This window comes from Dictyobacter halimunensis (genome assembly GCF_036245075.1).
On sequence record NZ_BSRI01000001.1, the window covers coordinates 731,888 to 754,701 of the forward strand.

The window sequence follows — 22,814 nt, forward strand, 5'->3', positions numbered from 1 at the left end:
GTTCTTAATCAATTGTCTGTTCCAGGCCGTGCAAACAGTTATATCTCCCATAGTATATCCGCTCTAGAGCTAATCGTCAAGCCGTCACCCAAAAAGCGAGCTCATTTACATTTTTGCACAAATTCATTAGAATATTTAACGTTATCAACCTATATTTTAATTTTTAATTGTCCAAAAGGTTTTTTGCATGGAGGTTTGTACAAGAATGGATTCATCTTACAATGACAATTCGTTGTCATCAGCCTCTAATGAAGAGGACAAGAACACACATAATCAACCAACAAATGAGCCCGGCAATGTTTATCCATCATCACCAAATGATGTTGATAAGACTATGCCAAAATCTTCTGAACAGGAATCAACGCAAAAGTTAAAGAGGATAAGTGCGCCATCGCCCGCAATGGGTAATGCAGCCACCGTGAAGGGGGCAGATATCCAATCTGACCGCACCGACTCCCGAACTTTTCCAGGGGCGTCACCACCACCTGAGAATCAGCCAACGATGATTCCTCCTCAACCACCCAACTACCAATCGGGTCCCAATTATCCACCAGCGCCCAACTATCAGTCGGGGGCTAACTATCAATCGAGCGCAGGCTATCAGCTTCCCAGCTATCAATCGGGGGCTAACTATCAATCGGGACCTGGTTATCCGCCCCCTAATTATCAATCAGGGGCTAACTATCAATCGGGACCTGGTTATCCACCACCCAATAATCAGTGGCAACCCAGTACCAATTCCCAGGCCAAACCCAGGGCAGCAAAAAAACAAGCGGCGCCATTGCCGCTATGGCTGTTTATCAGCGGTATTATTCTGACGATAGCACTGCTGGTGGCACTCTATATTCTTGGAAGCGACTGGGCAGAGGGAGCCTCACAGGCCTCCGTTGCCGCACTGATCATCGCTGTGCTGGTAGCCGTGGGATGGTTTGTACGCACACACCTGCGCCAGATTACGCCGTCCAGCAAGCCCCGCCGTTTGATTTCCACAGCCTTCTTGCTGCTCCTCTTGATCTTCTCTGGCTGGGGTCGCGCATCTCAGGCGACACTACACATCTGGCAGGGGCAATCCTTTGAGAACCAGCAAAAGTGGCAGCCGGCCATCAATGAATATACCTTTGCGGGAGAGACAGCACCCCTGAGTACAGACCTTGCACGTACCTACACGTCCTGGGGTCAAGATCTCAACAAGCATCAACAATATAACGATGCTCTAGCGAAATTCAACTATATCATCACTCAATTTGATACCACCGGTACTCAAATAAGTGCCGACCAAGGAGTTGCGCAACAGATAAAGCTCGCCAAGCAAGGCAGTGTCGATGCACGCATTGCGATGGCTCAACAAAATATACAGGCGCACAATTATAATGCTGCGACGTCATCCCTGGATACTACCCTTGGTCTACAATATTGCGATGACAGTTGCCGGCAACGCGCGCAGCCGCTGGACGCAACCGCCTACTACCAGCTAGGTAGTGATCAATTGCAAGCGAAAAACTATAGCTCAGCGGTAGATAATTTTAACAAGATTCTAACCTCATTCCCAGATGCGAAGGAAGCCAATGACACACGCACCAGCATGTCAAAGGCACTCCTGGGTCTGGGAGAGTCACAGTTGCACAATAAAGATTATCAAAGCGCCGAAGACTCGTTCAGTAAAATTCTCTCCACCTATCCTTATCCAGCCAAAGCCAAACAGATTCATAGTGATCTGGCCCAGACAATCATGGGTCTGGCTGCTACGGCACGCGCCGGTTCTTGCACCGATTCGCTGAAGTATTATCAGCAGCTAGCTAAGGACTATAAGGATACACCGCAAGGTCAGCAAGCACAGCAACAACTGAACATTCAACCAGATGTCAAGGGGCATTTTGTCAATACCACACCCGAGCACAACTTTTACCAGATCGCGCTGGTGCAGGGTCTGCATGGCTTAATGACGCAGGATGAGATATTCAGCAAATGGGACAATGCACCGTACAAGACCAGCATCCAACCCAACGGAGACTTTGTATTCCAGGGTATCCCTGAGGGTAGCTATGACCTGATGTGGTACTCCAATGATGGCGTTACTGAGCATGTCGAGTTCATCTACAAAGAGCTCTCATTCGACCCAGAATATGTTGCCAACATCGGCCCACTCTGCACGGTCAACATGGGCACAGTCACAAACGTTACTGGCGCCAACTCCTAAACAGAACGACAATCTATTTAGCCTGGTACCAACAACATACAACCAAAAGACCAGTACCCTCGTTCCCGTAAGAACGAGATGTGCTGGCCTTTTATGCTACCTGAATACATCCAGTTTATTTATACCTGGTGCGTGAGCAGGTAGTGGGCCATGGCCGATCCAACCGTGTACGCGTTAGCGATGGCGATGCTGGAACCGGGAAAGCTTCCGAGCAGATCCTGTACGGACTGACCGGAGGCAGGCTGATCAAAGTTACTGGCGGCACGCAGGTTCAGGTAGTGGTCCAGGTGGCCGGTGCGCTGCAATACGCCAGCTACCGCCGTGTCTTCCTGCTCCGTCGTACAGTATTTGCCCTGATTGTTGGTCAGCAGCCCCATAATATACTGGGCCTCGTTGGAGAGGTCCTGCCCCGCCCAGTAATCGTCACCGGCCATGGTGTCACATGTCAGAACAGAAGGGTGCTGGTTGGCCTGATTTGCATACTTCTGCCGTGCAGTCTGGGCCTGGGTACTATCCTGCAGCTTCAAGTTCGATGTCTGGGTCATAGCCGCTTTGGTTAACGTCGCATTGAGCTGGAAGGCACCGGTACCGGCTTTGTTATTCTGCAGATAACCATGGGGCACATTAGGAGCTGTAGATGGCAGGAGGTGGTGGCCCTGATCCCAATCAACAACCCAGTTAGCCCAGGCAACAGAACCCAGAGTATTATTGGTGGGAGACGCGCCACCGATGCCAGCTGTGATAAAATAGGCATTCTGAAAAGAAAATTGTGGATCGCGCAGGATCGCCATCATACTGGCGGCGGCATTCACCTTCTCTTCACCAGTGGTGGTCACGCAGAGGCCATTGCTGTTACAGTGCATGTCACTAAAGGCGCCGGTCGTCTTGTAATCAAGCGGCAGACTCTCATTAGATAGCCATGGCTGTGTCTCAGATGAGAACATGGTGATCACTAACACTTTGACCTGAAAAGGTCCTGTTGCCGCATGTCCGCGACTAATCGTACTTAACAACGCAACCAGGCATACCGCAAGACAGAGCACAGCCAGGCTGGCATGCTTAAAATAAGAACGTGAGAACATCGTTACTCCCTTCACATAAAATCAAGAACAGGCAAATCATTGGGTGGAGTATACCCGGCTATTCTTACACTGTCAATTGACTAATCACAAGCTAAATGACTTTCTGTCGAAGCTTATAAGTAGAAACCATTTTATCTTTAAAGTAATTATTCTTTGGTAGTGGTATTAAAAAAGATCCTCTTGTGTTTTTCCTGTCACATATCTTGTGTGCACAGGTTTATACATATCTATACTATGGTGTATGATAGAGATAATTAAAACTCTGGCATAAAGATGATAGAAATCGAGGGAAAAGGCTATGTCGACATCTGTGTCCTCTATCCATGAATCTAACGATCCGCCAGTTGGGCGTCCAACAATGCAAGATGTCGCCAACGCCGCAGGTGTCAGCCTCAAAACGGTTTCACGCGTCGTCAACAACGAGCCACGCGTAGACGAAAAGACGCGAGAGCGCGTCCACCAGGCAATCGCGCAACTTGGCTTCAGGCGCAACGATATTGCCCGTAGCCTGCGCCAGGGTCAGGCATCATCAACGATTGGACTTATAATTGAGGATATCGCCAATCCGTTTTATTCAAGCATCGCCCGTGGTCTAGAGAAGGTGGCGCAACAATATAACTATATGTTGATCATCAGTAATTCAGAAGAAAACGCGCTGCGAGAGCGTGAACTGGTCAATGCTCTGTTAAGGCGCCGTGTTGAAGGACTCTGCATTGTCCCTGCCGGTATCGACCATTCTTACCTGGCCGCGGAACTGCGCCGGGGAACGCCGTTCATTTTTCTGGATCGCCCACCGCTACAGTTACAGACCGATACGATAGTGCTGGATAATCGAGGGGGATCATGTCAGGCTATAAGACATCTGCTCTCTTACGGACACCGGCGCATCGCCGTCATTCAGGGTGATCCGCGCGTCTATACTGGAGCTGAACGTATCGCGGGCTACTATGAGACGCTGGCCGAGCATGGTATCCCCTGTGATGAAAGTCTGATCTATTCGAATTGTGATGAAGCGCAACTGGCTCAGCAGGCCACCCACACGTTGATGAGCCTGCCCGAGCCACCCAGCGCTATCTTCTCCACCAGCAATCGTATCAGCATCGCGGTATTACGAGCATTGCGCTCCTACACGCAACAGCCAGCATTTATAGGTTTCGATGATTTTGATCTCGCCGATATGCTACCCACGCCCATAACAGTGGTCGCCCATGATCCAGCTGCCATGGGAACACGAGCCGCAGAGATCCTGTTCGCGCGCCTGGCTGGTAGCACCGTCCCCTTTCAGCAGACCATCGTACCAACGCGGTTGATCGCGCGCGGCTCGGGCGAGCTACCTCCTCCACAGGCATAACTATTTCAGCCTGTACCTACCCAATCAAGCACAAAAAAACATGGGGGCATAGGATAGGCAAGCGCCGCTCAACCAGTCGTAATGGCGCCTGTCTCCATCTGGGCCTGAATCAGCCTGGCATAATACCCATCCTGGTGAATCAAAGCGGCATGTGTTCCCTGTTCTACGATGCGTCCTTCATCCAGCACAAGAATCAGGTCCGCGTGGCGGATGGTGCTCAAGCGATGGGCAATAATGATCTGCGTACAGGAGAGGGCGCTGATATTCTTTTCGACCACCCGCTCTGTTGCGACATCCAGTGCGCTGGTCGCTTCATCTAACAGAAGAATGCCAGGCCGGGTAGCCAGGGCACGCGCCAGGGCCAGACGCTGACGCTGACCTCCTGAGAAAGCACTTCCACCCTCGGATACCAACGTCTCATACTGCATGGGCATCTTTTCGACATCCTCATGAATGGCGGCTGCCTGCGCGGCCAGGACGACGCGCTCCATCTCCATGCCTGGATTATTGAGCGCGATATTTTCACGCACCGAGCCGCTAAAGATAAAAGCTTCCTGCAATACAACCCCAAGCTGGCTGCGCAGTGCGCGATAATTCAGCGTCTGGAGGGGCAGGCCGTCGAAAAGGATCTCTCCCTGCGTTGGCGTTATCAGCCCGATCAGCAATTTGCCGAGCGTGCTCTTGCCCGAACCGGTTTTTCCTACGAGCGCCACCTTCTGGCCGGGCTGAATAGAGACCGTGACGTCATGGAGCACCCTGGGCGCCTGCGCATCGTACTGGAAGCTCACATCCTTCAGCTCAATGCGTCCTGTCAGGCGTGGAGGCGGTGACACCTGCTGTGGATCCTGCTCAATCTCGGCGCTTACGACGTCGGATATGCGATCAAAGTGAGCACGTGCAATCTGCAGACTGCTACCAGTGGTGGCAAGCGAACTGAATGGGGCGAGAAAAGAAGCGGCCAGCGCATTGAGTGCCAGCATACTACCAATCGATATCGTGCCGTGAATCACCAGCAACGCTCCAATCCAGAGCAGCACGAACGGAGCGGTCAATTGGAGGATATTCATAAACGCGCTAACGATAGATGTGAGATAGCTGAGGCGCATAGAGATGTTCATCTCATCAAAGAACAGATTGGTCCAGCGATCAAGCGCGCGCTGTTCGGCACCCGCGGCCTTCAGAGTGGCGATGCCGGCCAATGCTTCGTTGAGATATCCCTGTGTCTTTCCCTGGGCTGCCAGATCTTGCTGGGTCATGCGACGGATCAGGGGCGCACTTAGCCAGAGCACGCCAACTTCAAGGAGTCCAATCACCAGGGCGATACCCGCGATCAACGGTGATTGGGAGAACAGTATCACCATGTAGACAAGCACCGTACTGCCATCGAGCAGGGTCGAGACAAGTTGATTGGAGAGCAGGTCACGAATAACAATATTACTGTTGACGCGTGAGAGCAGGTCACCACTGAGCCGAAGTTGAAAGAAACGATAAGGCAGGCTAAGCATATGCTCAAAGAAATTGAGCATCATCTGCGCGTCAATGCGTGTGCGTAGATAGATCAGCAGCGATGAACGTAAGAGCACGGTAATGCCCTGTGTGAGAATAAGCACAATCATTCCCAGTCCCAGGAACGTCAACAGCTGGGTGGCTTGCGTCGGAATAATGGTATCTACAATGATGCGCGTCAGCAGCGGAATGCCCAGTCCAAAGAGTTGAAGCAGTAACGACGCCAGCAGTATTTGTACGATAGTACCTCGCAGGTGTAGCAGCGAACGCATATAGGTTGTAAGTGAGAAGGTTGACCTGGCCCCGTGGCGTTCAAATTGTAATCCTGGCTCCAGCATCAATACCACACCGGTAAAACCATTGGCAAACTCTGCCGGTGTCAGGCGCCGCCGTCCCACAGCGGGATCGACCACGTCGACATGCTGCTCTGACCAGCGCTCAACGACGATAAAGTGATTAAATTCCCAGTGGACGATTGCCGGTAGTGTGACGAAGCGAAAGTTCTCGATATCTTTAATCGCCACCGGTCTTGAACGCAATCCATATTGATGTGCCGATGTGAGAATGGCCAGGGCGCTCAACCCATCACGTCCGACGCCGCAGCGTTCCTGTACCTCTGAGATGGTGGTGACACAGCCGTGGTAGTTCAGGATCATGGCCAGGCAGGCAGCCCCGCACTCAACTTCGCTCATCTGCCGCATTTCCGGGACCCGGCGCCATCCCTTTAATCTCACCATCAGTTTGTCAGATAGGGATGGTTTATCGACGCTTTTAGTCGAAGTAGATGTTCTGCTCTCTTGCTCCTTTTGTTGGGCGGCACGCCGCTCTTCTTCCTGGATCAATTGTGCCAGGCGGATAAGCTCCGCCATATCTTTGATGCCACCTATATGGTGATCTGGCGGCTCCATCCCCTCTGTATCACCTGTTCCCGGGGCTGAATTTTCATGAGGTTGTGTATCTTGCATAGTGCCCCCCCTCTCGCTACGACGGTAAAATGTGATTGAGTCCCGGTACGAGTGAAAGTACACTCTGCGTGCCGGTTTGTACGCTTGTCACGCAGTAACTACCGATGTAGGTATGAGCAGTGGGTGTCGGTTCAATCTGTACCATAACAGCCACCGAAGGAGTGAGGATAACCTGGGTCAGTGGACCCTGTAAATGAAAGCGTGTGCGTGCCTCATCAGGGCCGATAGCCCCTGATTCAACTTGCTTTACCGTGCCACGTAAAGTAATACCGTTTGAGCCGAGTTGTAACGTAGCCGGGTCGCCGCTGTGTAGCCTGGTACGCTGATTGAGCGGAACAAAGACAACCGCGGTTAACTGCTGTGCATCCTGCCCGGGCTCCGTGATGAGTCCCTGCCCCGAAACCGACATCGGCACCCTGACAAGCCAGGCCAGCATCCCCATCACCAGGACAAATATCAGTAAAATCCACAAGCAGGCAAATGCTGGTGGTGAGATGAGCCGCAAAAGGATACCCTGGTCACGCCGCTGTAGATAATTCTTTAAAGCCTGTTCACGAAAAATCGAGGGTTCCGAGGAAGACATCCCACTCCTTCCGATCTATGGTAGTTCATTCTAAAAAGTTAGGGATAATAAATGGCAAGGCCAGATAGAGCCTCTATTTTTCTCTATCTGGCCTTGCCAGCCATATACATACTTCATGCATATGGCTGGCCAGTTGGTGCTTGTGCTACCAGCCGCAGCCGCGACTGTATGAATTGAGATTGACAGACACATTGATATCTACGCTAATGCTGGTCTCACGATCACCACACCAGGAATTCCAACCACGATGCTCACAGTGATGCTCCCAATGATGCTCGCAGCCGTTGCCACCGGTGACCTGAGTAAGTTGCTCGTTTGTCAAATCCAGCAGGCCCATCTCTTCTTTGTTCTTCATTGTAGACATAGAAAACTCCTCTTTTCAGGTTTCAAGCTGTTGACAATTTCTTCAGTTGATGATCATCAATTCTGCACCAATTTACCTTATACGCATTTTACCGGTCTCACGCCCTCTCGCCAGCATCAGGATAAATGTCACATATCCGCATACATCCTCAGCCATACACTGCGAGCTACGCGATTCTGCGAAAAGCAGTGCAACAAATAATTCATGTGCACTTGAATTACTTGAAACGCTCACTTCCACATATCCTTTTATGGTATACTCATCCGTTCATGCGATCATCATGTGTATCTGCCATAAGGTACTGCGACGATAGCAAATCACTAGAAAAGGCGATCGCAGGGTATGCCACCAGTAAAAGTGCTCCCCGAAGGGTCGAGAGGGGGTCTTTTGTGCCCTCTCTGATAAGCATTACGTCGGGGGATTTATTTTGGATCACTTGTTTTGACCAAAATAAATTATTGGCGTAAAAAATCCAGATATTCCTTTTTACGCTGCTCCATATCCTCTTCCGGAAAGATAGGGGCTTTACCCAATAAAGAAGCCTTAAACTCTTTCACGAGGGCATCGCGTAGAGGTGTCTTGCTAAAGCCCAGCCGTGGCTCTTTTCCCTCTGGCAGCGTAATCCCTTCGCGTCTGAGCATATATCTAGCCAGAACCAATTCAAGGGGCGGCCCATCAGGAAGTTCTGTCCCCACCTGCCTGAATACTTCATCCGAGACCAAAATCGGAGCATGCATAAGCAGAGCAAGACACGCCGCATCGCCAGGACGCAGATGCATCGCCTGTTCCCGCACATCTGCTCCCTTACGCCAGTGTAGCCGGCAATCACAAAGATTATACAGCGGGGGAAGCATCGAATAGCCCTCGATGCGTACCTCTTCGAGGGTATAGTTAAGCAAACGGAGCGTCTCAGCCATCAGGTTGATCGTGTCCTGACGTGGCAGGATAAGATTGTTCAGGGCCGCCACGATGGGCAGAGCTTCGTAGCGTTCAATTCCCAGCACCAACAGACGCCGATCCGTGTCATCAACCAGAAATACGCTGTATAGAAACGCGCTGCTACTTGTAAAATTGCGCCTGACGCCCTCAACGTGTACAGGAATCATAACCAAACTCCTTGTCATTACTCCTGATAGATCCGCAAATGAAACCGGTTTGCGAGCAGATCAATACGCTCGAAAAGCAAGGGTAGCCACTGAGGTGAGGCGTCCATCATCAAATAGTCAGGCCAGATTAAAAGCCAGGACCATAATTCCAGCGCACCAAGCATCCGACGCAGATGAACAAACGAGATCTGTTTTCCCGTCTCTGCCTCCAGACTCCGATGATAGGAGGTGGTCATCGCTTCAAATGGCACCGCTCCCCCCGCCTTGAATGCTCGTTGCCAAAAAAAGGACACGTCGGCAGGTCCGGGTCCCACACCCACTTCTTGCCAATCCGCCCAGACCAGTTGTCCCTGCTCGTCTCTCAAGAAATTATCTATGTGGCAATCACCATGACACATCGTCAAGGGAAAATCGGCCAGCAAGCTTTCTACACCTTCCAGCAATGAAAAGTAGCCCATGAGCCATTTGTAGCGAGACGATGGTATCAACGGTTGAAAACGTGCATCAACCATGAGTCGCCGCCACTGTTGTGCCGCGTGTTGCACATGGCGGCGAGAAAGTATCCACCTATAGCGTCGCAACCAGGGAAATTGAGATAGCTGTTCTGTATTTTGCCAGTTAGTAGCATGCAACTGCCCAAGCTGCTCGGCAACCTCCAGATATTGCCACTGCTGCCACTGAATCGGAGGTACACATGGCTCGTAGGTATTGAGCAACAGAGCGATCATATCCGTGTCATAAGCGTGGGCGATCAGTTAATGTGGTTCACCTATACGCAACTAGCATAGAACACACATGCAAGCATGGAGAGTTTCGATGCAGAAAATAGCATGAAAGCCTCAGGCATGCGTATGAGGATTGGTACCACAAGAATAGACAATTCAGAAAAAGAGCAAAAGCCTCCATTTGTATTCGAGGATTTCACATGAAAGTGTTAGCTTTGCAGCTCCGGGAGTTAGATGAGTCCTTATGGTAGCTCGCCAAACGGCTGCCCGACTATGCTCCTCAAAAAAACCACGGAACAAGACCACGACAATACAATGATCTCTGTAGGAAGATTGGTAAGCAACCCAGGAGTAAACCTATCCTGTTCTGCTCTCAGGATGATGGCATCGGCAAAGCGCACCTCAAACACCGCCCTGGGCTCTTGCCTCTCTCAGCTTCTGTATGTTATATTGCTTCCAGCTCTCGTAGCTCATATTTTCAGGAAAGGAGGTGGTGCCTGTGACGCAATCTCTCAAAAAACCATGTGTTCGCGATGCGCGACCTCCAGGAGTGGAAAGCTGAGTTTCGGACCGATGTCTGGCCCATGACAAGCCATGAGCAGAAACGCTCCAATTTTGTGGCTCTCTTTTGCTTCTCCTTCTTCCTCTCAGGCCTGCTCTTCGTGTTCATCACGACTTTGCCGCTCATCTTTCGACCAGTGTGTGCCCTTGAATAGGGATGCCGCGTCTTTTCTTGAGCGACTTCCTCTGTGCGCACACTCAGATCTCTACTTGTGTACATCCCAAACTGCACATGCAACACTTTCCGCGTTAAGAGAGGAAAAAGAGAGATGCATATTCAGTTCAAATCTGCCTTCCGACGACTCACTCGCTCGTTGCGCGAGGTCAGTGCTCTGCCGCCTCAACATCCCGTGGTGGAGCGTGACGTTGTCACAGTATTCTTGCACTGGACGTATCTGCGGGCAGTGTTCCACCGAGGCTACGTACTGACCTCGGGACTCTATTTTGTGGTCGAGGCGCATCTGTCCGCCTCCCAGATCGTCTTCCTCGGCACGATCATGTCGGCTACGTTAGTGCTGACAAACATACCTACCGGCGTCTGGGCTGACGCGCTCGGACGCAGGTGGCCATTGGTAATCGGCCACCTGTTCCTGGCTGCTGGCATGACAATGACTGGAGTGGTGACGATATTCCCTTTGATCCAGATGACACAGGTATTGTGGGCAATAGGGTGGGCCTTCTTAACCGGCGCCGATGTCGCGTGGATCACTGACGAACTTGATCAACCTCACCGGATCGCCTGCGTGTTGACAGCAAGTGCGCGCTGGGATTTGGTCGGCGGGGCAACAGGGATGATCGCGTTCGGCGTCCTTAGCTGGGCCACGAGCCTGCCAACAGCAATTGTGGTGTCAGGCGTCGGTATGGGGTTACTCGGACTATTCGTCGCCGTGCAGTTTACTGAACGCACCTTCAAGTCCACGAGTGAGAAACGGGGGCATACCTCGCTCTCGATCGTCCGATTTGGCGTCAGCTTCGTGCGCCGCGACCATGAGATTCTGCTGGTCTGTGTAGCAACACTGCTTATCAACGGTGCATCGATGATCGCGTGGCTGTTTCCTAAACAGCTCATCCATCTGGGGTTCCCTTCAGACCCCGTTTTGTGGTACACAGCACTCGGGATCTGCGCTTCAGCGGCAGGCATCGTCGCGCTGCACTTCGTTCAGGCAAGCATTGACGGTGTGGGCGTCACCCGGCGCATATATACGTTCGCCTGCTTCATTGGGGTGCTCGGACTCATCATGCTGGCCAAGTCCTCTAACGCCCTCATTGGCGGCGTTGGGGTGTTGCTGGTAAGTGGCATCACATTCAATGTAGTGCGAACAATCAGCGTGATCTGGGTGAATCGACGCACCACGACCGATGTGCGGGCGACTGTGCACTCGTTCCTCGACCTGGCCGAGGCCATTGGTGAGATCTGCGGCGGCTTCGTGCTCGCTGTCATTGCAGGGATAGCAGGCATGCCGGTCACGCTCCTTACCTCTGCGGTGCTCATAGCGTTTGTTGGAATGATGGTGACTCTATCACGCGCTGACCGAGCGAGTCCTGGCTCAAGATAAGTAAGAGATACGACAATGAAAACACAACGACGCTTCCCGGAGTGGGAAGCGTCGTCTCGGTGTAGAAGTATACTGGACCAGATCAGGCTTATGCCTGCACCAGGCGCAGGGTAACGATCTCGTAGGGTTTGATCAAGAAGGTAACCTGCTTGCCCTGGCTCTGCAGTTGCTCGCCGTTCTCTTCCAGCAGATTGGTGTGCCAGACATTGGCCAGCTCAAAGCCGGTAGTAAGCGTGACGCGACCACGGCGGCGCTGACTCTCATAGAGGCGCACGATGATACCATTGCCATCCTCGGCCCGCTTGACCGTTTCGATGATGACGTTAGGCTTATCCACGCTGAACAAGGAGGGCAGCTGTTGCCGATCGGCAGACGAGCTGGCGGCACGATCGGGCGTGTAGACGATCAGGGGATCATTGAGCGCGTAGGCTGCGCTGATGGTCTCCTCGCTCCAGTTGCCCGCGTGCGGCAGCAGACTATAGGTAAAGCGGTGCTCGCCCTGGTCCGCCTCTGGATCAGGCATGGTTGGGCTGCGCAACAGACTGATGCGGATGACATTTTCTTTGATGTCATGACCGTATTTACAATCGTTGAGCAGGCTGACGCCGTAATCACCCTCGCTCAGGTCCACGAATTTTTGCGCGCAGGTTTCGAATCTGGCCCAGTCCCAGCTGGTGTTGCGATGAGTGGGACGTTGGACGTTGCCCCACTGGATCTCGTAGGTGGCCATGGGGCTCAGAATATCGACCGGGAAGGCAGACTTGAGCAGGATGTGCCGCTCACGCCAGTCAATGTGCGTGTCGACATCCAGGCGCGGACTGTTGTAGCTCAGCGAGATGCGCTGGGTGTAGTCGCTGTGCAGGATGCGACGCTGAATTTCCAGTGTGGCACGCAGGGGTCCCTCTTCCACGACGCGGATCGAGCTGGCGGGCTCGGCCAGCCACTGCTTGTCATCATAGAAGATATCCACATCCCAGGCGTCCCAGTTCAGCGGACGATCCTCGAAGGCCTGAAACTGGTTGGCAATGGCGCCCTCCGGCAGCACTTCGCGCTCACGCAGCTTGTCGTAGACGCGGGTGATGTCGCCATCGCTGTTGAGCTCGATGCGGATATACTTGTTTTCCAGCAGCTCCTTCTTAGCGGTCAGCTCGGTGGTGGGCACCTTCTGCTCACCCTTAACCAGTTGCAAGCTGGTGATGCCGAACTGCGCCACTACTCCGGCATCGATCCAGGTGCCCTGCTCGCTGGTCTGCGTCGAGACCGTTTCGCCGCTCTGGCTGATCTGCAGGTGCTTGCCCGCTGGCAGCGTCTGCGGCCAGTAGGCCAGGTCGTTGCGCTCAAAGGAGGTAGGATTGGCCAGCAAGACGTCGCCACCGATCTGCTCGGCGATGGCCTGGAAAGCCTGGTCGCGTACGCTGGCGCCCAGTTCGCTGATCTCTTTGTACTGCTCAGCCGAATCGACATAGACATCATGGATGCTACTGCCCGGAATGATGTCATGGAATTGGTTGAGACAGATCAGTTGCCAGGCGCGCCCGATGGCATCCACCGGATAGCTATAGCCGCTGTTGAGCAGGCTAGCCTGCGCCGCCAGGAACTCGGCATCGTGCATCAGGAACTCGCTCTTGCGGTTCGAGCGCTTGTTGCGGCTCTGCGTGGTGTAGGTGCCACGGTGGAACTCCAGGTACAGCTCGCCATTCCAGGTCGGTAACTGCTCACCCGAGGTCTCTTCCAGCTGACGGAAGAAGGCATCAACATGGCCCTGGCGCGTGCGTGGCATAGCAGGGAACGCGGCCAGCTCGCGCAGATTCTCCAACATCTCACGGGTGGGACCACCACCACCATCACCAAAACCAAAGGCGGTCAACACCGGAGGGGTGACATCGTCATGGCCCAGATCCTTCTGCCGGAAGTTGGTCCAGGTGCCCAGGATATCCTCGGGCGTCGCCATCGCGTTATAGGTGCTGGCGAAGGCGCTCCCCTTCTCAGGCGTGGGACTGAAGTGGGTCAGTACGCGCGTGCCATCGATGCCCTGCCACCAGAAGCTATCGTAGGGTAGGCGATTATATTGACTCCAACCGATCTTGATGGTAAAGAAATACTCCAGCCCGGCCTGCTTGATCAGCTGCGGTAGGGCCCAGGCATAGCCAAAGACGTCGGGCAGCCAGAGCACCGGCGTATCGGCGTGCTCACCGAAGTGTTCTTTGAAGAAGGAACGGCCCAGTAAGAACTGGCGCGCCAGCGACTCAGGACCACTCAGGTTACAGTCGGCCTCGACCCACATGCCACCGGTCGGCTCCCAGCGTCCCTCGGCTACACGTTGCTTGATGGACTCAAATAGCTCGGGATGATCCTGGCGAATGTAGTCATAGAGCTGCGGCTGGCTCTGCGAGAAGTGGTAATCGGGGAACTGCTCCATCAGACGCTGCACGGTATGGAAGGTGCGCGACGCCTTGCGCCGGGTCTGTCCCAGCGTCCAGAGCCAGGCCACGTCGATATGCGCGTGACCGGTGCCCACCACCTCGACATCCAGCGGCGCGCCCGCCTGTGCGATACCCTCTTTGAGGACCGCATGCGCCTTCGATACGCTGGCATAGAATGCGTCGCCAAAGGGCTCGCGTGTATCCAGAATAGTAAAGGCGCGATCAAGGGCTGCGAGCAGCTTGCCACGAGCGGGAGTTGCTTCGGTCAGCACCTGGACCGTTCCCAGGGCTACGCGGGCCGTGGCGATAAAGTCGCGCGTCGGTTGATCGATCTGCACCACCTCGGCCGGCTTCATCAGCAGTTGTGTGCCCTTCTCACCACCAATACCGGTCCAGCCATGCAAAGCCAGCGCGTGTTGCTGCCCATCCTGCCACTGCGGCCGCAGCAGAAATTCATGGTGATAGCGATCGCTGGCGGCATATGCAACGCCATCGATATAGGCCAAAACTTCAGGATGGATAAAGTCGCCCGCGATGCCAATCGGCAAATACAGCGCCAGCGGCGCGTCCTGTCCCCAATCTGAGGGAATCTGGAAGGTCGAACGCAACACAAAGTTCTGGCGCCACTCACCCCAATAGGAATAGGGCTCAATGGTCTTCCACTCTCGGTCATCAACCTCGACTCCGACCGGAGGCGTCTCCTGCGGGCTCGTCAAGGGCTGAAAACGGAACGGCGGCAATGCCTGTCGCCGACGATACACCAGCGGCTCGATCAACTTCAAGCGCTGCGCAATTTTCGGAATCGTCCAACGAATCTGGTGAAGCACAACATACTCCTTACTGCTATGGTAAACTTCACCCATTGTAACACACGATCTTGCCATCGATGCTTCGAATTCGCGACAATTTCTTACATCCACAAAGCAATCGAAACCAGAGAGCAACGCACACTAAAACGGTGGGCAATAATTTGGTGCGCAAATAAATTGACAAATTTGTCTATACCATGTTAGCATTTGTATAGACAAAAATATTCTGGTATGGAATATTCTGTCTGCTGCGTCTTGTGCCTTGTTGGAGGGAACCTTTTGATCTCTCAGGCGAGATTGAAGAAATGGCACAGCGAATAGCAGAGGTACAAAGGGCATCAAGGAGAGATGGTCCTCTGGCCAGTCTCCCGTTTGCGCTCCTTACTGTACTTCCTGTATCCCTTCCCTCCCACGCCATCGCCGTAGTCCTGATGCTGTGCTATGGCACTGGCATGTCACCTATCTATGACTGTTGGTTCAGTTTTGTTGTAGAAATATGTAGGATGATCTACGCTTGTAAGTAAGGGAAGGATTCCTTATGTTGAGAGCTAGTCTCAGGCCGCTGTTCTTCAGTTTTTCCATCACGCTATGTTTGTTTACTGTGTTGATGGGATTCGCAGGGTCCTATGGCATTTCTTCATCTCACGCGGCAAGCAGCACCACCCCTCAGAACAACAATAGCGATTCCCAGGGGGTGTACTGGCCGCAGAATCAGGTCTTACCCAAATTCTCCGAACCGCACCATCTGGATGTAGTGGATCTACAACAAGCTCCCGGTGATATACATCTGATGATGTCGACGCTGCAAGGCATTGTCAATCGCGAGCAGCCGAATATTTATTTAATTGAGCAGAACCACGACGAAGGACCTTATACGTGGTTGAATGATTCTCATATCCCCTATCAGATGAAAGATCCCTGGGCAGTCGTCAATCAATACTTCCATGCAGCTAAAGGCGTGATTATTTATGACCCCAACCTGATGGATACGACGAACATCGCCACCACTGAAGCGGGTCTGAAAGATGGCCTGGCAGTAAGTCCGGCCCTGGCCCAGAAGTTGACCGCCGCGCCATATAAGCTACCTGTACTGGATGATCTGCGTGGTAAATTCGCCAATTCACTGGCCGCCTATACATGGGAGTTCCAGAACCTCTGGCCCCAGACGACACATCGCATGCTGATCGGGCTGCGACCAACCACAAGCGTACAGGTTCCATCTGATAACTGGAAGAATTTCCAGACGATTATGCAGGTGCAACAACCGGTCCGTGATTCTTCCAATCGCAGCACCTATAACATCGACCTGTCCAACTACCTGGGCGGCGACGCGGTCTATCTGCGCTTCCAGGACGCTTATCCCCAGGACGGTTGGGGCCCTTCGGTGCACCAGGTTACGGTGAAGGCCGATGGGAATGTCATCGCCCAGTTTACCGGCTGTAGCCAGCAAGAAGAGCAATATATCTTTGATCACGGCGGTTCCTCCTGTGATAACAACCCCACTGATCCTCATCGCTTTGCCGATGGTTCTACCTACTTCGTGTACCGTTTCGTGCCACCCGCTAACACCAAACAGCTGACTGTTTCCGTCGATATGTGGAATGAGTACCTGATCTCGGCATCGAAGGTGGCGCCCCAGGTCTCTTCCGACGAACAAGTGGCATTCGGCTACTTAAGGGATTATGCGGTCGCCAACCATGCGTTCGTGTTCTGGTTAAATACACAGAAGCCAGACGAGGCAGCCCTGTTCAATCAGATCCTCTCGGCGGTAAAACCTGAGACGCCTTACCTGGGGTGGTTTGATGATGAGCCCACCGGAGTAAGGATGACTTCCCAACACGGCGTGTATGTTCTGGCTGCCGACTGGTTCTCTAATTTGACGGTCTGGTCCGGCATGGAAGCGCCATCGAAACCGATCCAGCCTGCGATCGCTCCGCCGCTGCAAAACAAGGTATATGTGACGCTGAACGTCAGCGATGGCGACAATCTGCAGTATGACGAGCACTATATGCGCGCCCTCTGGGACAATCCCGATAGAGGGAAGGTGCCGCTAAACTGGTCTATCTCTCCCGTGCTCCTCGATGCGGCTCCGTTCTTTATGAACTATTATCAGACCACCGCCAGCAAAAATGATATGCTGATCGCGGCCCCATCGGGGGCGGGCTACTTCCATCCTTCAGAGTGGCCAGCTGATAATCTGAATACATACCTGCAGCATTCGAACGCGTATCTGCGTAGAATGGGAACAAACATCGTCTATATCATCGATCCCAATTCTACTTTGTCGCCTTCGGTAGCCCAGGCCTATAGTCAGATGAATTTGAATGGCGTGTTCCTTAACAACTACAATCAGAGCACTCTGACGATTGCCAATGGCAACCTGCCGGTATCAACCGAGTTGAACACCGGTACTGCGGCAGATATTGTGAACTCGATCAAGCAAGAAACGGCCAACTGGGATGGGAAATCGCCGCTGTTCATCAGCGTCCTGCTGATCGCCTGGAACAGCAACCCATCTGATGCCGTCTACATTTCCCAGCATCTCGATTCCAACTATTCCATAGTGCGTGGCGACCAATTCTTCCAGCTTGCCCGTGAAGCCAACAAGCTTCCCCCGCAGAATTAATGAACATGGGCAAGTAAACTTAAGGCCCCCTTCCAGCCGGATATCCGGCTGGAAGGGGGCCTTAAGTTTACTTCACCCGGCGCGATATATAGCAGTACATATAAAATCAATCAAATTGAAAAGCACATCCTCACACTTGCTTTTCGAGTGGTGGTAAATTATAATGAGACAATAATAGCAAAAAGGTATTTGCTCCATTATTACTGGCTTTATTATTGAAAACTAGAAAGGAGGTATACATATGGCACAGATGAATTTCAGATACACATGGAGAAGCCGATGCATCCCCTTTCAGATGGAGAATAAGGACAGAACGGTTTAAAGATTAATTCATGGTTGATGATTCTCTTTAAGAAACAAATTCTCCGTTCCTCTTCTCGACACTGGATGCATAACCTCTCCTCAATACGGATCTATCACTCATTTTTCGAAATATCCAGAAGGTAAAAACTTTTGGGCTGTCTTGAAACATCACAAGCGTTGGAGCAGAGGCGAGGGAAAGGCGACGAACTTCCATATCCAGACCTCCTTCAATGTATGACGGCCGAGGAGCTGACGAGTTGTTCGAGCTTTCTGGCCGTTTCCGCGCTGGCAGGCAAATAAACGACCATTTTGAGTCCTGGTGAGTCTTCGATCTGAAAGGTGTTGTGGTCGAAAATCAGAGAACCTACCTGAGGATGAAGAAATTCTTTGCGGCCCTCATGTCTCTCCTGCACTTCATGCCGTGACCACCAGCGCGCGAATTCTGGACTGCGCTGCCGCATATCTGCGATCAATGCGCTCAGTTGTGCGTCATTGCGATACAGGCTGCTGCTGACACGCAGTTGTGCCAGTACACGCTGTGCTACAGCTTCCCAATCGACGCAACGACGACGATATTCCTCGTTGGTAAAGATGAGGCGTACAATGTTGCGCTCTTCTTCCGGCATGGCATCAAAGTCCGTGAGCACCTGGCAAGCCACCCTATTCCAGGCCAGTACGTCCCATCTGCGCCCGGTGATGTACGCGGGGTTGCTTCTTCCTACCTGCTCCAGAAAGCGGTGGAGAAAGGGACTGACCTGCTCATTCTGAGGGACTGGATGAGCGGGAGATGCCTGGCCCGCCAGCAGATAGAGATGCGTCTTTTCAGCAGGCATGAGCCTGAAGGTCTGAGCCAGACTATCGAGTACCTGGGTAGAGACGTTGATGTCGCGTCCCTGTTCCAGCCAGGTATACCAGGTAACGCCAACGCCAGCCAGCTGAGCAACTTCCTCGCGTCGTAGTCCCGCCGTTTTACGGCGCGCTGTGCGTGGCAATCCTACATCAGCGGGGGACAGTTGACTCCTACGAGTACGCAAGAAGCTGGCCAGTTCGGAGCGCTGCTCAACAGATACCATGCTACTAGCTTCCTTTCCCTGGTAGTGCCAATACCAGTATTAATACGCTCTGGAATGGCTTCAGAGCTTATGGCAAGATAATACCATAAATGGAAAAGTATTGGAAAGGAAGCATAAACATGAAAGCCGCTATACTCAAAGAGAAAAAACTACCACTGACCATCGAACAACTTCCAGATCCAACACCAGGAGCTGGTGAAGTGGTCGTTCAAGTGCTCGCGGTTCCAATTCTGGCCTATACCCACGAGGTATTTTCTGGTGAAAGGGATTACCCTCTGTTACTTCCACTTGCTCCAGGGGTTAGCGCCATCGGACTGATAGAGAAAACGGGTCCCGATGCCACACGCCTGGCGCCCGGTCAACTCGTTTTCTGTGATCCAACCGTGCGCTCACGCGATGATGTCCTTTCACCTGACATCATGCTGCAAGGGTGGATCGCCCCCACTGAGGGTGCTCAAAAGCTGCAATCACACTTCCGCCATGGCTCGTTTGCCGAGCGCATGCTGCTACCGATGGAGAACGCCTATTCACTTGAACAACTCCGTTCTTTCAATCCTACCAAGCTGGTGTGGATAAATACAATGCTGGTTCCCTATGGTGGCCTGCTGGCTGCCGATTTACAGCCTGGACAGACCATACTGGTGAATGGAGCAACAGGCCACTTTGGTAGCGCGGGGATAGCCGTCGCTCTGGCGATGGGAGCCGCCCGCGTGATCGCACCGGGACGCAATGAACAGATGCTCAACACACTGGTGCGTACCTTTGGTCCACGCGTTCGCCCCGTTCTGATCTCAGAACAAGAGGAAGACCTCAACAAGCGCCTCCGAGAGGCGGCCGATGGCCCAATTGACTGCCTGCTCGATATCTTAGGACCCATGCGCAGCACGACTTTGACGCGCAGCGGTATCATGGCTTTACGTCCCGGAGGAACAGCGGTCCTGATGGGAGGAATCGATATGCCAGTCGAACTTCCTTATAAATACATGATGCGCAACAACCTGGTGGTTCGTGGACAATATGTGTGTCCCAGGCATGCCCCCTTGCTGCTGGCGGCACTGATAGGTAGTGGACAGATCAACCTTGAGCCGTTTGCAGTACAGACCTTTCCCCTTGAACAGGTCAACCAGGCCGTGGAATACGCACGCGACCATGGTGGTCCCTTCCAATTAACGGTGCTTACCCCTACTCAAAGGTAAGAAGGAAAAAGTATCCTAAGTTAAGTCACAAATTAGCATATAAATAGAACTTAAGCACTTAATCACCAGGATTGTGCACAATCCTGGTGATTAAGTGCTTAAGTTCTTCTCTTTCTCGGTTTAATTACGTATATTTATATAGCACTACAATTAGAACAGAAATTAAGATAATAAAAAACATTTCTATTTAATAGCAGGAAGGATCCTATGAAAAATTCACTATATACCAACGATAGAACACGTGTGACGCGCTGGCTCTATGCTGCCATGTTTATTTTTCTATTTACTCCCATGGTTGTTTCTGGGGTGGCAGCATTATTGCATAGGCCATCACCCTTCCCAGTCTGGCTAAATTACATAATCCAATCTATTGGCTGGTTCTGCTGGGGCATAGCTTCTTTAGTCGTAGTCATCGCACGCCATCATCATGAACCGCGCGCCACCATCCATACACAACCACGGTTCTGGCTTGGCCTGATTGGCTTTACATTCATTCCTAACGGGATTACGCTAGGCATGGAAGACAGCCATATGCTCTCTGAGGGATTTGTATCAACTATAATCCTATTAATTTCAGTCATTGCTACCCTGATTTGCCTTATAGCAGCGCTATATTTCTGGATACGAAGCCAAAGACAAGGAACCCGTAATATATAATTTGACTTTTTATTCGGCTTTATGTATATTGCATAGGTAAAATAGGATTCTTCAAGAAGGGGAGCTATATGCCTGACCATTGCTAACAATTTCCGGTAAATGTATATGACTGAAGAGCGACCTTGTTGCATGAAACCAATTATGGCAACAGATGGTTTGTTTTGTCTGGCAACACACGGAAAATGTTAGCAACACCACCATCCAGGTCAGCAATGCTTCAAATTAAGCGCTATTCCCTCCGTTTTTGACCTCGTGTCCGGTTTGCTTCGCATTATGGTACTTATGCAATAAGTGTGCGCTCTTCTCTATGCTTCCGGAATTTCATCTATGTTCTCATGTTGAATCTATAAATAGAATGATCTGAACACGAGAAAAAGTGAAGCAATGGAAAGAAACGATGCCAATTTGCCCCTTCTATGGCTGTGGATGTGGAACTTTTCTCGTGCAGATCTCAAAGAGGAAGGTTCTTTATGGTTGCGACACAAATCCAGACCAGTCCGCGCATCAATTCATTACAACGCGCGCTCGAAGCCGGCGATCCAATGGCACTAGAGGTATTCTGGCAAGAAATTATGGAGAGCGGTACCCCGCTTATAGAGACCATTGAGGGTGATGACAGGCATGCCCTGGTTACGTTTCTCTGGCGGGATAAAGAGGAGACACAAAATGTTGTAATCTGGGGCGGACCGGCTGGCCTGGAACATCCACAGGACCACCAGATGACCCACTTGCCAGATACAGATCTCTGGTACAAGACGTACTGGCTCCAGAGAGATCTACGTGGGGTCTACACCCTCTCCATCAATGATTCTCTGACAGATCAGGAAAGCGGAGGTTTCGGCACCCGTTTCATTCCTGATCCGCTCAATCCGAAGCGCTTTGTGGCTCATAAAGATGAGGAGAAGCCTGATTCACAGGAGGTAGTCTTCTCTATTCTTGAACTGCCAGATGCCCCCGTTCAGACCTGGATCGTGCCACATATGGACGGTGCGAAGGGCAAGCTCCATGCCCATCGCCTGCGCAGTCAGATCCTCAACAATGAACGACGCATCTGGGTCTATACGCCTGCCGACTATACAGAGAGAAATGAGCCGTACCGTCTCTTGCTCCTATTCGATGGCTGGGAGTACATCGATCTTATTCCAACGCCGACCATTCTGGATAATCTGGTAAGAGAAGGGAAGATTCCACCGCTGGTCACAGTCTTGATTGATAACCCGGATGGCGAGACACGCAATCGCGAGTTGACCTGTCATCAGCCGTTTGTCGATTTCCTCACACAGGAACTGATGCCGTGGATTCAGGAGCACTATCATGTCACTACTGATCCCGCACGGACGATCGTTGGTGGCTGTAGCTTTGGTGGCTTGGCGGCCGCCTTCGCCGGGTTACGCGCTCCCGACACCTTTGGCAACGTGCTTGCTCAATCAGGTTCGTCCTGGTGGGATAAAGACCCCGAGGAGGATATTCAGCAGGAGTGGATTATCCAGCAATTCATCGCCAGTCCGCCCTTACCCCTGCGCTTCTATCTGGAAGTCGGTCTGAAGGAGGATATGGGGTGGATCTACATGGTCGGCTGCAATCGGCATCTGCGCGATGTATTAAAGCTCAAAGGTTATGAGGTGCACTATGCCGAGTTCAATGGCTATCACCATTATGTTTCCCATCGCGGCTCCCTGGCAGATGGGCTGCTAGCATTGATAGGCAAGCAAGCAATAGGTTAGTCTGAAC

The 22,814-nt window shown here is 52.2% G+C and carries 15 protein-coding genes; 7 read left to right on the forward strand and 8 right to left on the reverse strand.

The window, feature by feature from the left end; genetic code table 11:
• Positions 1 to 334 precede the first annotated feature (334 nt).
• Complete coding sequence (locus AABA21_RS03115) at positions 335 to 2,197, forward strand: tetratricopeptide repeat protein (RefSeq protein ID WP_338247507.1); 1,863 nt, start codon at positions 335 to 337, stop codon at positions 2,195 to 2,197.
• Between the two features lie 119 nt (positions 2,198 to 2,316).
• Here the strand turns inward: AABA21_RS03115 and AABA21_RS03120 are convergent, their stop codons facing one another.
• On the reverse strand, positions 2,317 to 3,279 hold the full coding sequence (locus AABA21_RS03120; protein ID WP_338247508.1) for a nucleoside phosphorylase-I family protein: 963 nt from the start codon (positions 3,277 to 3,279) through the stop codon (positions 2,317 to 2,319).
• 298 nt (positions 3,280 to 3,577) lie between these two features.
• Between AABA21_RS03120 and AABA21_RS03125 the strand changes: the two genes are divergently transcribed.
• Positions 3,578 to 4,630 carry a LacI family DNA-binding transcriptional regulator gene (locus tag AABA21_RS03125; RefSeq protein WP_338247509.1) on the forward strand — a complete coding sequence of 351 codons (1,053 nt, stop codon included), beginning with the start codon at positions 3,578 to 3,580 and terminating at the stop codon, positions 4,628 to 4,630.
• A gap of 68 nt (positions 4,631 to 4,698) precedes the next feature.
• Here the strand turns inward: AABA21_RS03125 and AABA21_RS03130 are convergent, their stop codons facing one another.
• From AABA21_RS03130 to AABA21_RS03150, 5 genes are all read right to left on the reverse strand, one after another.
• On the reverse strand, positions 4,699 to 7,101 hold the full coding sequence (locus AABA21_RS03130) for a peptidase domain-containing ABC transporter (RefSeq protein ID WP_338247510.1): 2,403 nt from the start codon (positions 7,099 to 7,101) through the stop codon (positions 4,699 to 4,701).
• 16 nt (positions 7,102 to 7,117) lie between these two features.
• Complete coding sequence (locus AABA21_RS03135; RefSeq protein WP_338247511.1) at positions 7,118 to 7,684, reverse strand: hypothetical protein; 567 nt, start codon at positions 7,682 to 7,684, stop codon at positions 7,118 to 7,120.
• A gap of 145 nt (positions 7,685 to 7,829) precedes the next feature.
• A complete protein-coding gene (locus AABA21_RS03140) occupies positions 7,830 to 8,048 on the reverse strand; it encodes a hypothetical protein (protein WP_338247512.1) in 219 nt (72 codons plus the stop codon).
• 455 nt (positions 8,049 to 8,503) lie between these two features.
• A complete protein-coding gene (locus AABA21_RS03145; protein WP_338247513.1) occupies positions 8,504 to 9,154 on the reverse strand; it encodes a bifunctional nuclease family protein in 651 nt (216 codons plus the stop codon).
• Between the two features lie 17 nt (positions 9,155 to 9,171).
• Positions 9,172 to 9,882: a phosphotransferase gene (locus AABA21_RS03150; RefSeq protein WP_338247514.1), complete on the reverse strand. Its 711-nt coding sequence runs from the start codon at positions 9,880 to 9,882 to the stop codon at positions 9,172 to 9,174.
• Between the two features lie 827 nt (positions 9,883 to 10,709).
• Between AABA21_RS03150 and AABA21_RS03155 the strand changes: the two genes are divergently transcribed.
• Positions 10,710 to 11,996: an MFS transporter gene (locus AABA21_RS03155; protein WP_338247515.1), complete on the forward strand. Its 1,287-nt coding sequence runs from the start codon at positions 10,710 to 10,712 to the stop codon at positions 11,994 to 11,996.
• Positions 11,997 to 12,084: 88 nt separating this feature from the next.
• Here the strand turns inward: AABA21_RS03155 and AABA21_RS03160 are convergent, their stop codons facing one another.
• On the reverse strand, positions 12,085 to 15,246 hold the full coding sequence (locus AABA21_RS03160; RefSeq protein ID WP_338247516.1) for an alpha-mannosidase: 3,162 nt from the start codon (positions 15,244 to 15,246) through the stop codon (positions 12,085 to 12,087).
• Between the two features lie 520 nt (positions 15,247 to 15,766).
• Between AABA21_RS03160 and AABA21_RS03165 the strand changes: the two genes are divergently transcribed.
• The gene (locus AABA21_RS03165) at positions 15,767 to 17,854 is read left to right on the forward strand and encodes a GxGYxYP domain-containing protein (protein ID WP_338247517.1); all 2,088 of its coding nucleotides are present in this window, start codon (positions 15,767 to 15,769) and stop codon (positions 17,852 to 17,854) included.
• A 530-nt stretch (positions 17,855 to 18,384) separates the two neighbouring features.
• Here the strand turns inward: AABA21_RS03165 and AABA21_RS03170 are convergent.
• Positions 18,385 to 19,230 (reverse strand): helix-turn-helix transcriptional regulator, encoded by an 846-nt coding sequence (locus tag AABA21_RS03170; protein ID WP_338247518.1) that lies wholly within the window; start codon positions 19,228 to 19,230, stop codon positions 18,385 to 18,387.
• A 119-nt stretch (positions 19,231 to 19,349) separates the two neighbouring features.
• Between AABA21_RS03170 and AABA21_RS03175 the strand changes: the two genes are divergently transcribed.
• From AABA21_RS03175 to fes, 3 genes are all read left to right on the forward strand, one after another.
• Positions 19,350 to 20,426: a zinc-binding dehydrogenase gene (locus AABA21_RS03175; protein WP_338247519.1), complete on the forward strand. Its 1,077-nt coding sequence runs from the start codon at positions 19,350 to 19,352 to the stop codon at positions 20,424 to 20,426.
• Between the two features lie 207 nt (positions 20,427 to 20,633).
• The gene (locus AABA21_RS03180) at positions 20,634 to 21,083 is read left to right on the forward strand and encodes a hypothetical protein (protein ID WP_338247521.1); all 450 of its coding nucleotides are present in this window, start codon (positions 20,634 to 20,636) and stop codon (positions 21,081 to 21,083) included.
• 470 nt (positions 21,084 to 21,553) lie between these two features.
• Positions 21,554 to 22,807 carry an enterochelin esterase gene (fes, locus tag AABA21_RS03185; RefSeq protein WP_338247522.1) on the forward strand — a complete coding sequence of 418 codons (1,254 nt, stop codon included), beginning with the start codon at positions 21,554 to 21,556 and terminating at the stop codon, positions 22,805 to 22,807.
• The last annotated feature ends 7 nt before the right edge of the window (positions 22,808 to 22,814 follow it).

Bases quoted from the DNA above. Each gene is read 5' to 3' on its own strand.
- AABA21_RS03165 (WP_338247517.1), top strand. From the start codon at position 15,767: ATGTTGAGAGCTAGTCTCAGGCCGCTGTTCTTCAGTTTTTCCATCACG.
- AABA21_RS03180 (WP_338247521.1), top strand. From the start codon at position 20,634: ATGAAAAATTCACTATATACCAACGATAGAACACGTGTGACGCGCTGG.
- AABA21_RS03140 (WP_338247512.1), bottom strand. From the start codon at position 8,048: ATGTCTACAATGAAGAACAAAGAAGAGATGGGCCTGCTGGATTTGACA.
- AABA21_RS03130 (WP_338247510.1), bottom strand. From the start codon at position 7,101: ATGCAAGATACACAACCTCATGAAAATTCAGCCCCGGGAACAGGTGAT.
- AABA21_RS03115 (WP_338247507.1), top strand. From the start codon at position 335: ATGCCAAAATCTTCTGAACAGGAATCAACGCAAAAGTTAAAGAGGATA.
- fes (WP_338247522.1), top strand. From the start codon at position 21,554: ATGGTTGCGACACAAATCCAGACCAGTCCGCGCATCAATTCATTACAA.
- AABA21_RS03155 (WP_338247515.1), top strand. From the start codon at position 10,710: ATGCATATTCAGTTCAAATCTGCCTTCCGACGACTCACTCGCTCGTTG.
- AABA21_RS03150 (WP_338247514.1), bottom strand. From the start codon at position 9,882: ATGATCGCTCTGTTGCTCAATACCTACGAGCCATGTGTACCTCCGATT.
- AABA21_RS03125 (WP_338247509.1), top strand. From the start codon at position 3,578: ATGTCGACATCTGTGTCCTCTATCCATGAATCTAACGATCCGCCAGTT.
- AABA21_RS03120 (WP_338247508.1), bottom strand. From the start codon at position 3,279: ATGTTCTCACGTTCTTATTTTAAGCATGCCAGCCTGGCTGTGCTCTGT.
- AABA21_RS03175 (WP_338247519.1), top strand. From the start codon at position 19,350: ATGAAAGCCGCTATACTCAAAGAGAAAAAACTACCACTGACCATCGAA.
- AABA21_RS03135 (WP_338247511.1), bottom strand. From the start codon at position 7,684: ATGTCTTCCTCGGAACCCTCGATTTTTCGTGAACAGGCTTTAAAGAAT.
- AABA21_RS03170 (WP_338247518.1), bottom strand. From the start codon at position 19,230: ATGGTATCTGTTGAGCAGCGCTCCGAACTGGCCAGCTTCTTGCGTACT.
- AABA21_RS03145 (WP_338247513.1), bottom strand. From the start codon at position 9,154: ATGATTCCTGTACACGTTGAGGGCGTCAGGCGCAATTTTACAAGTAGC.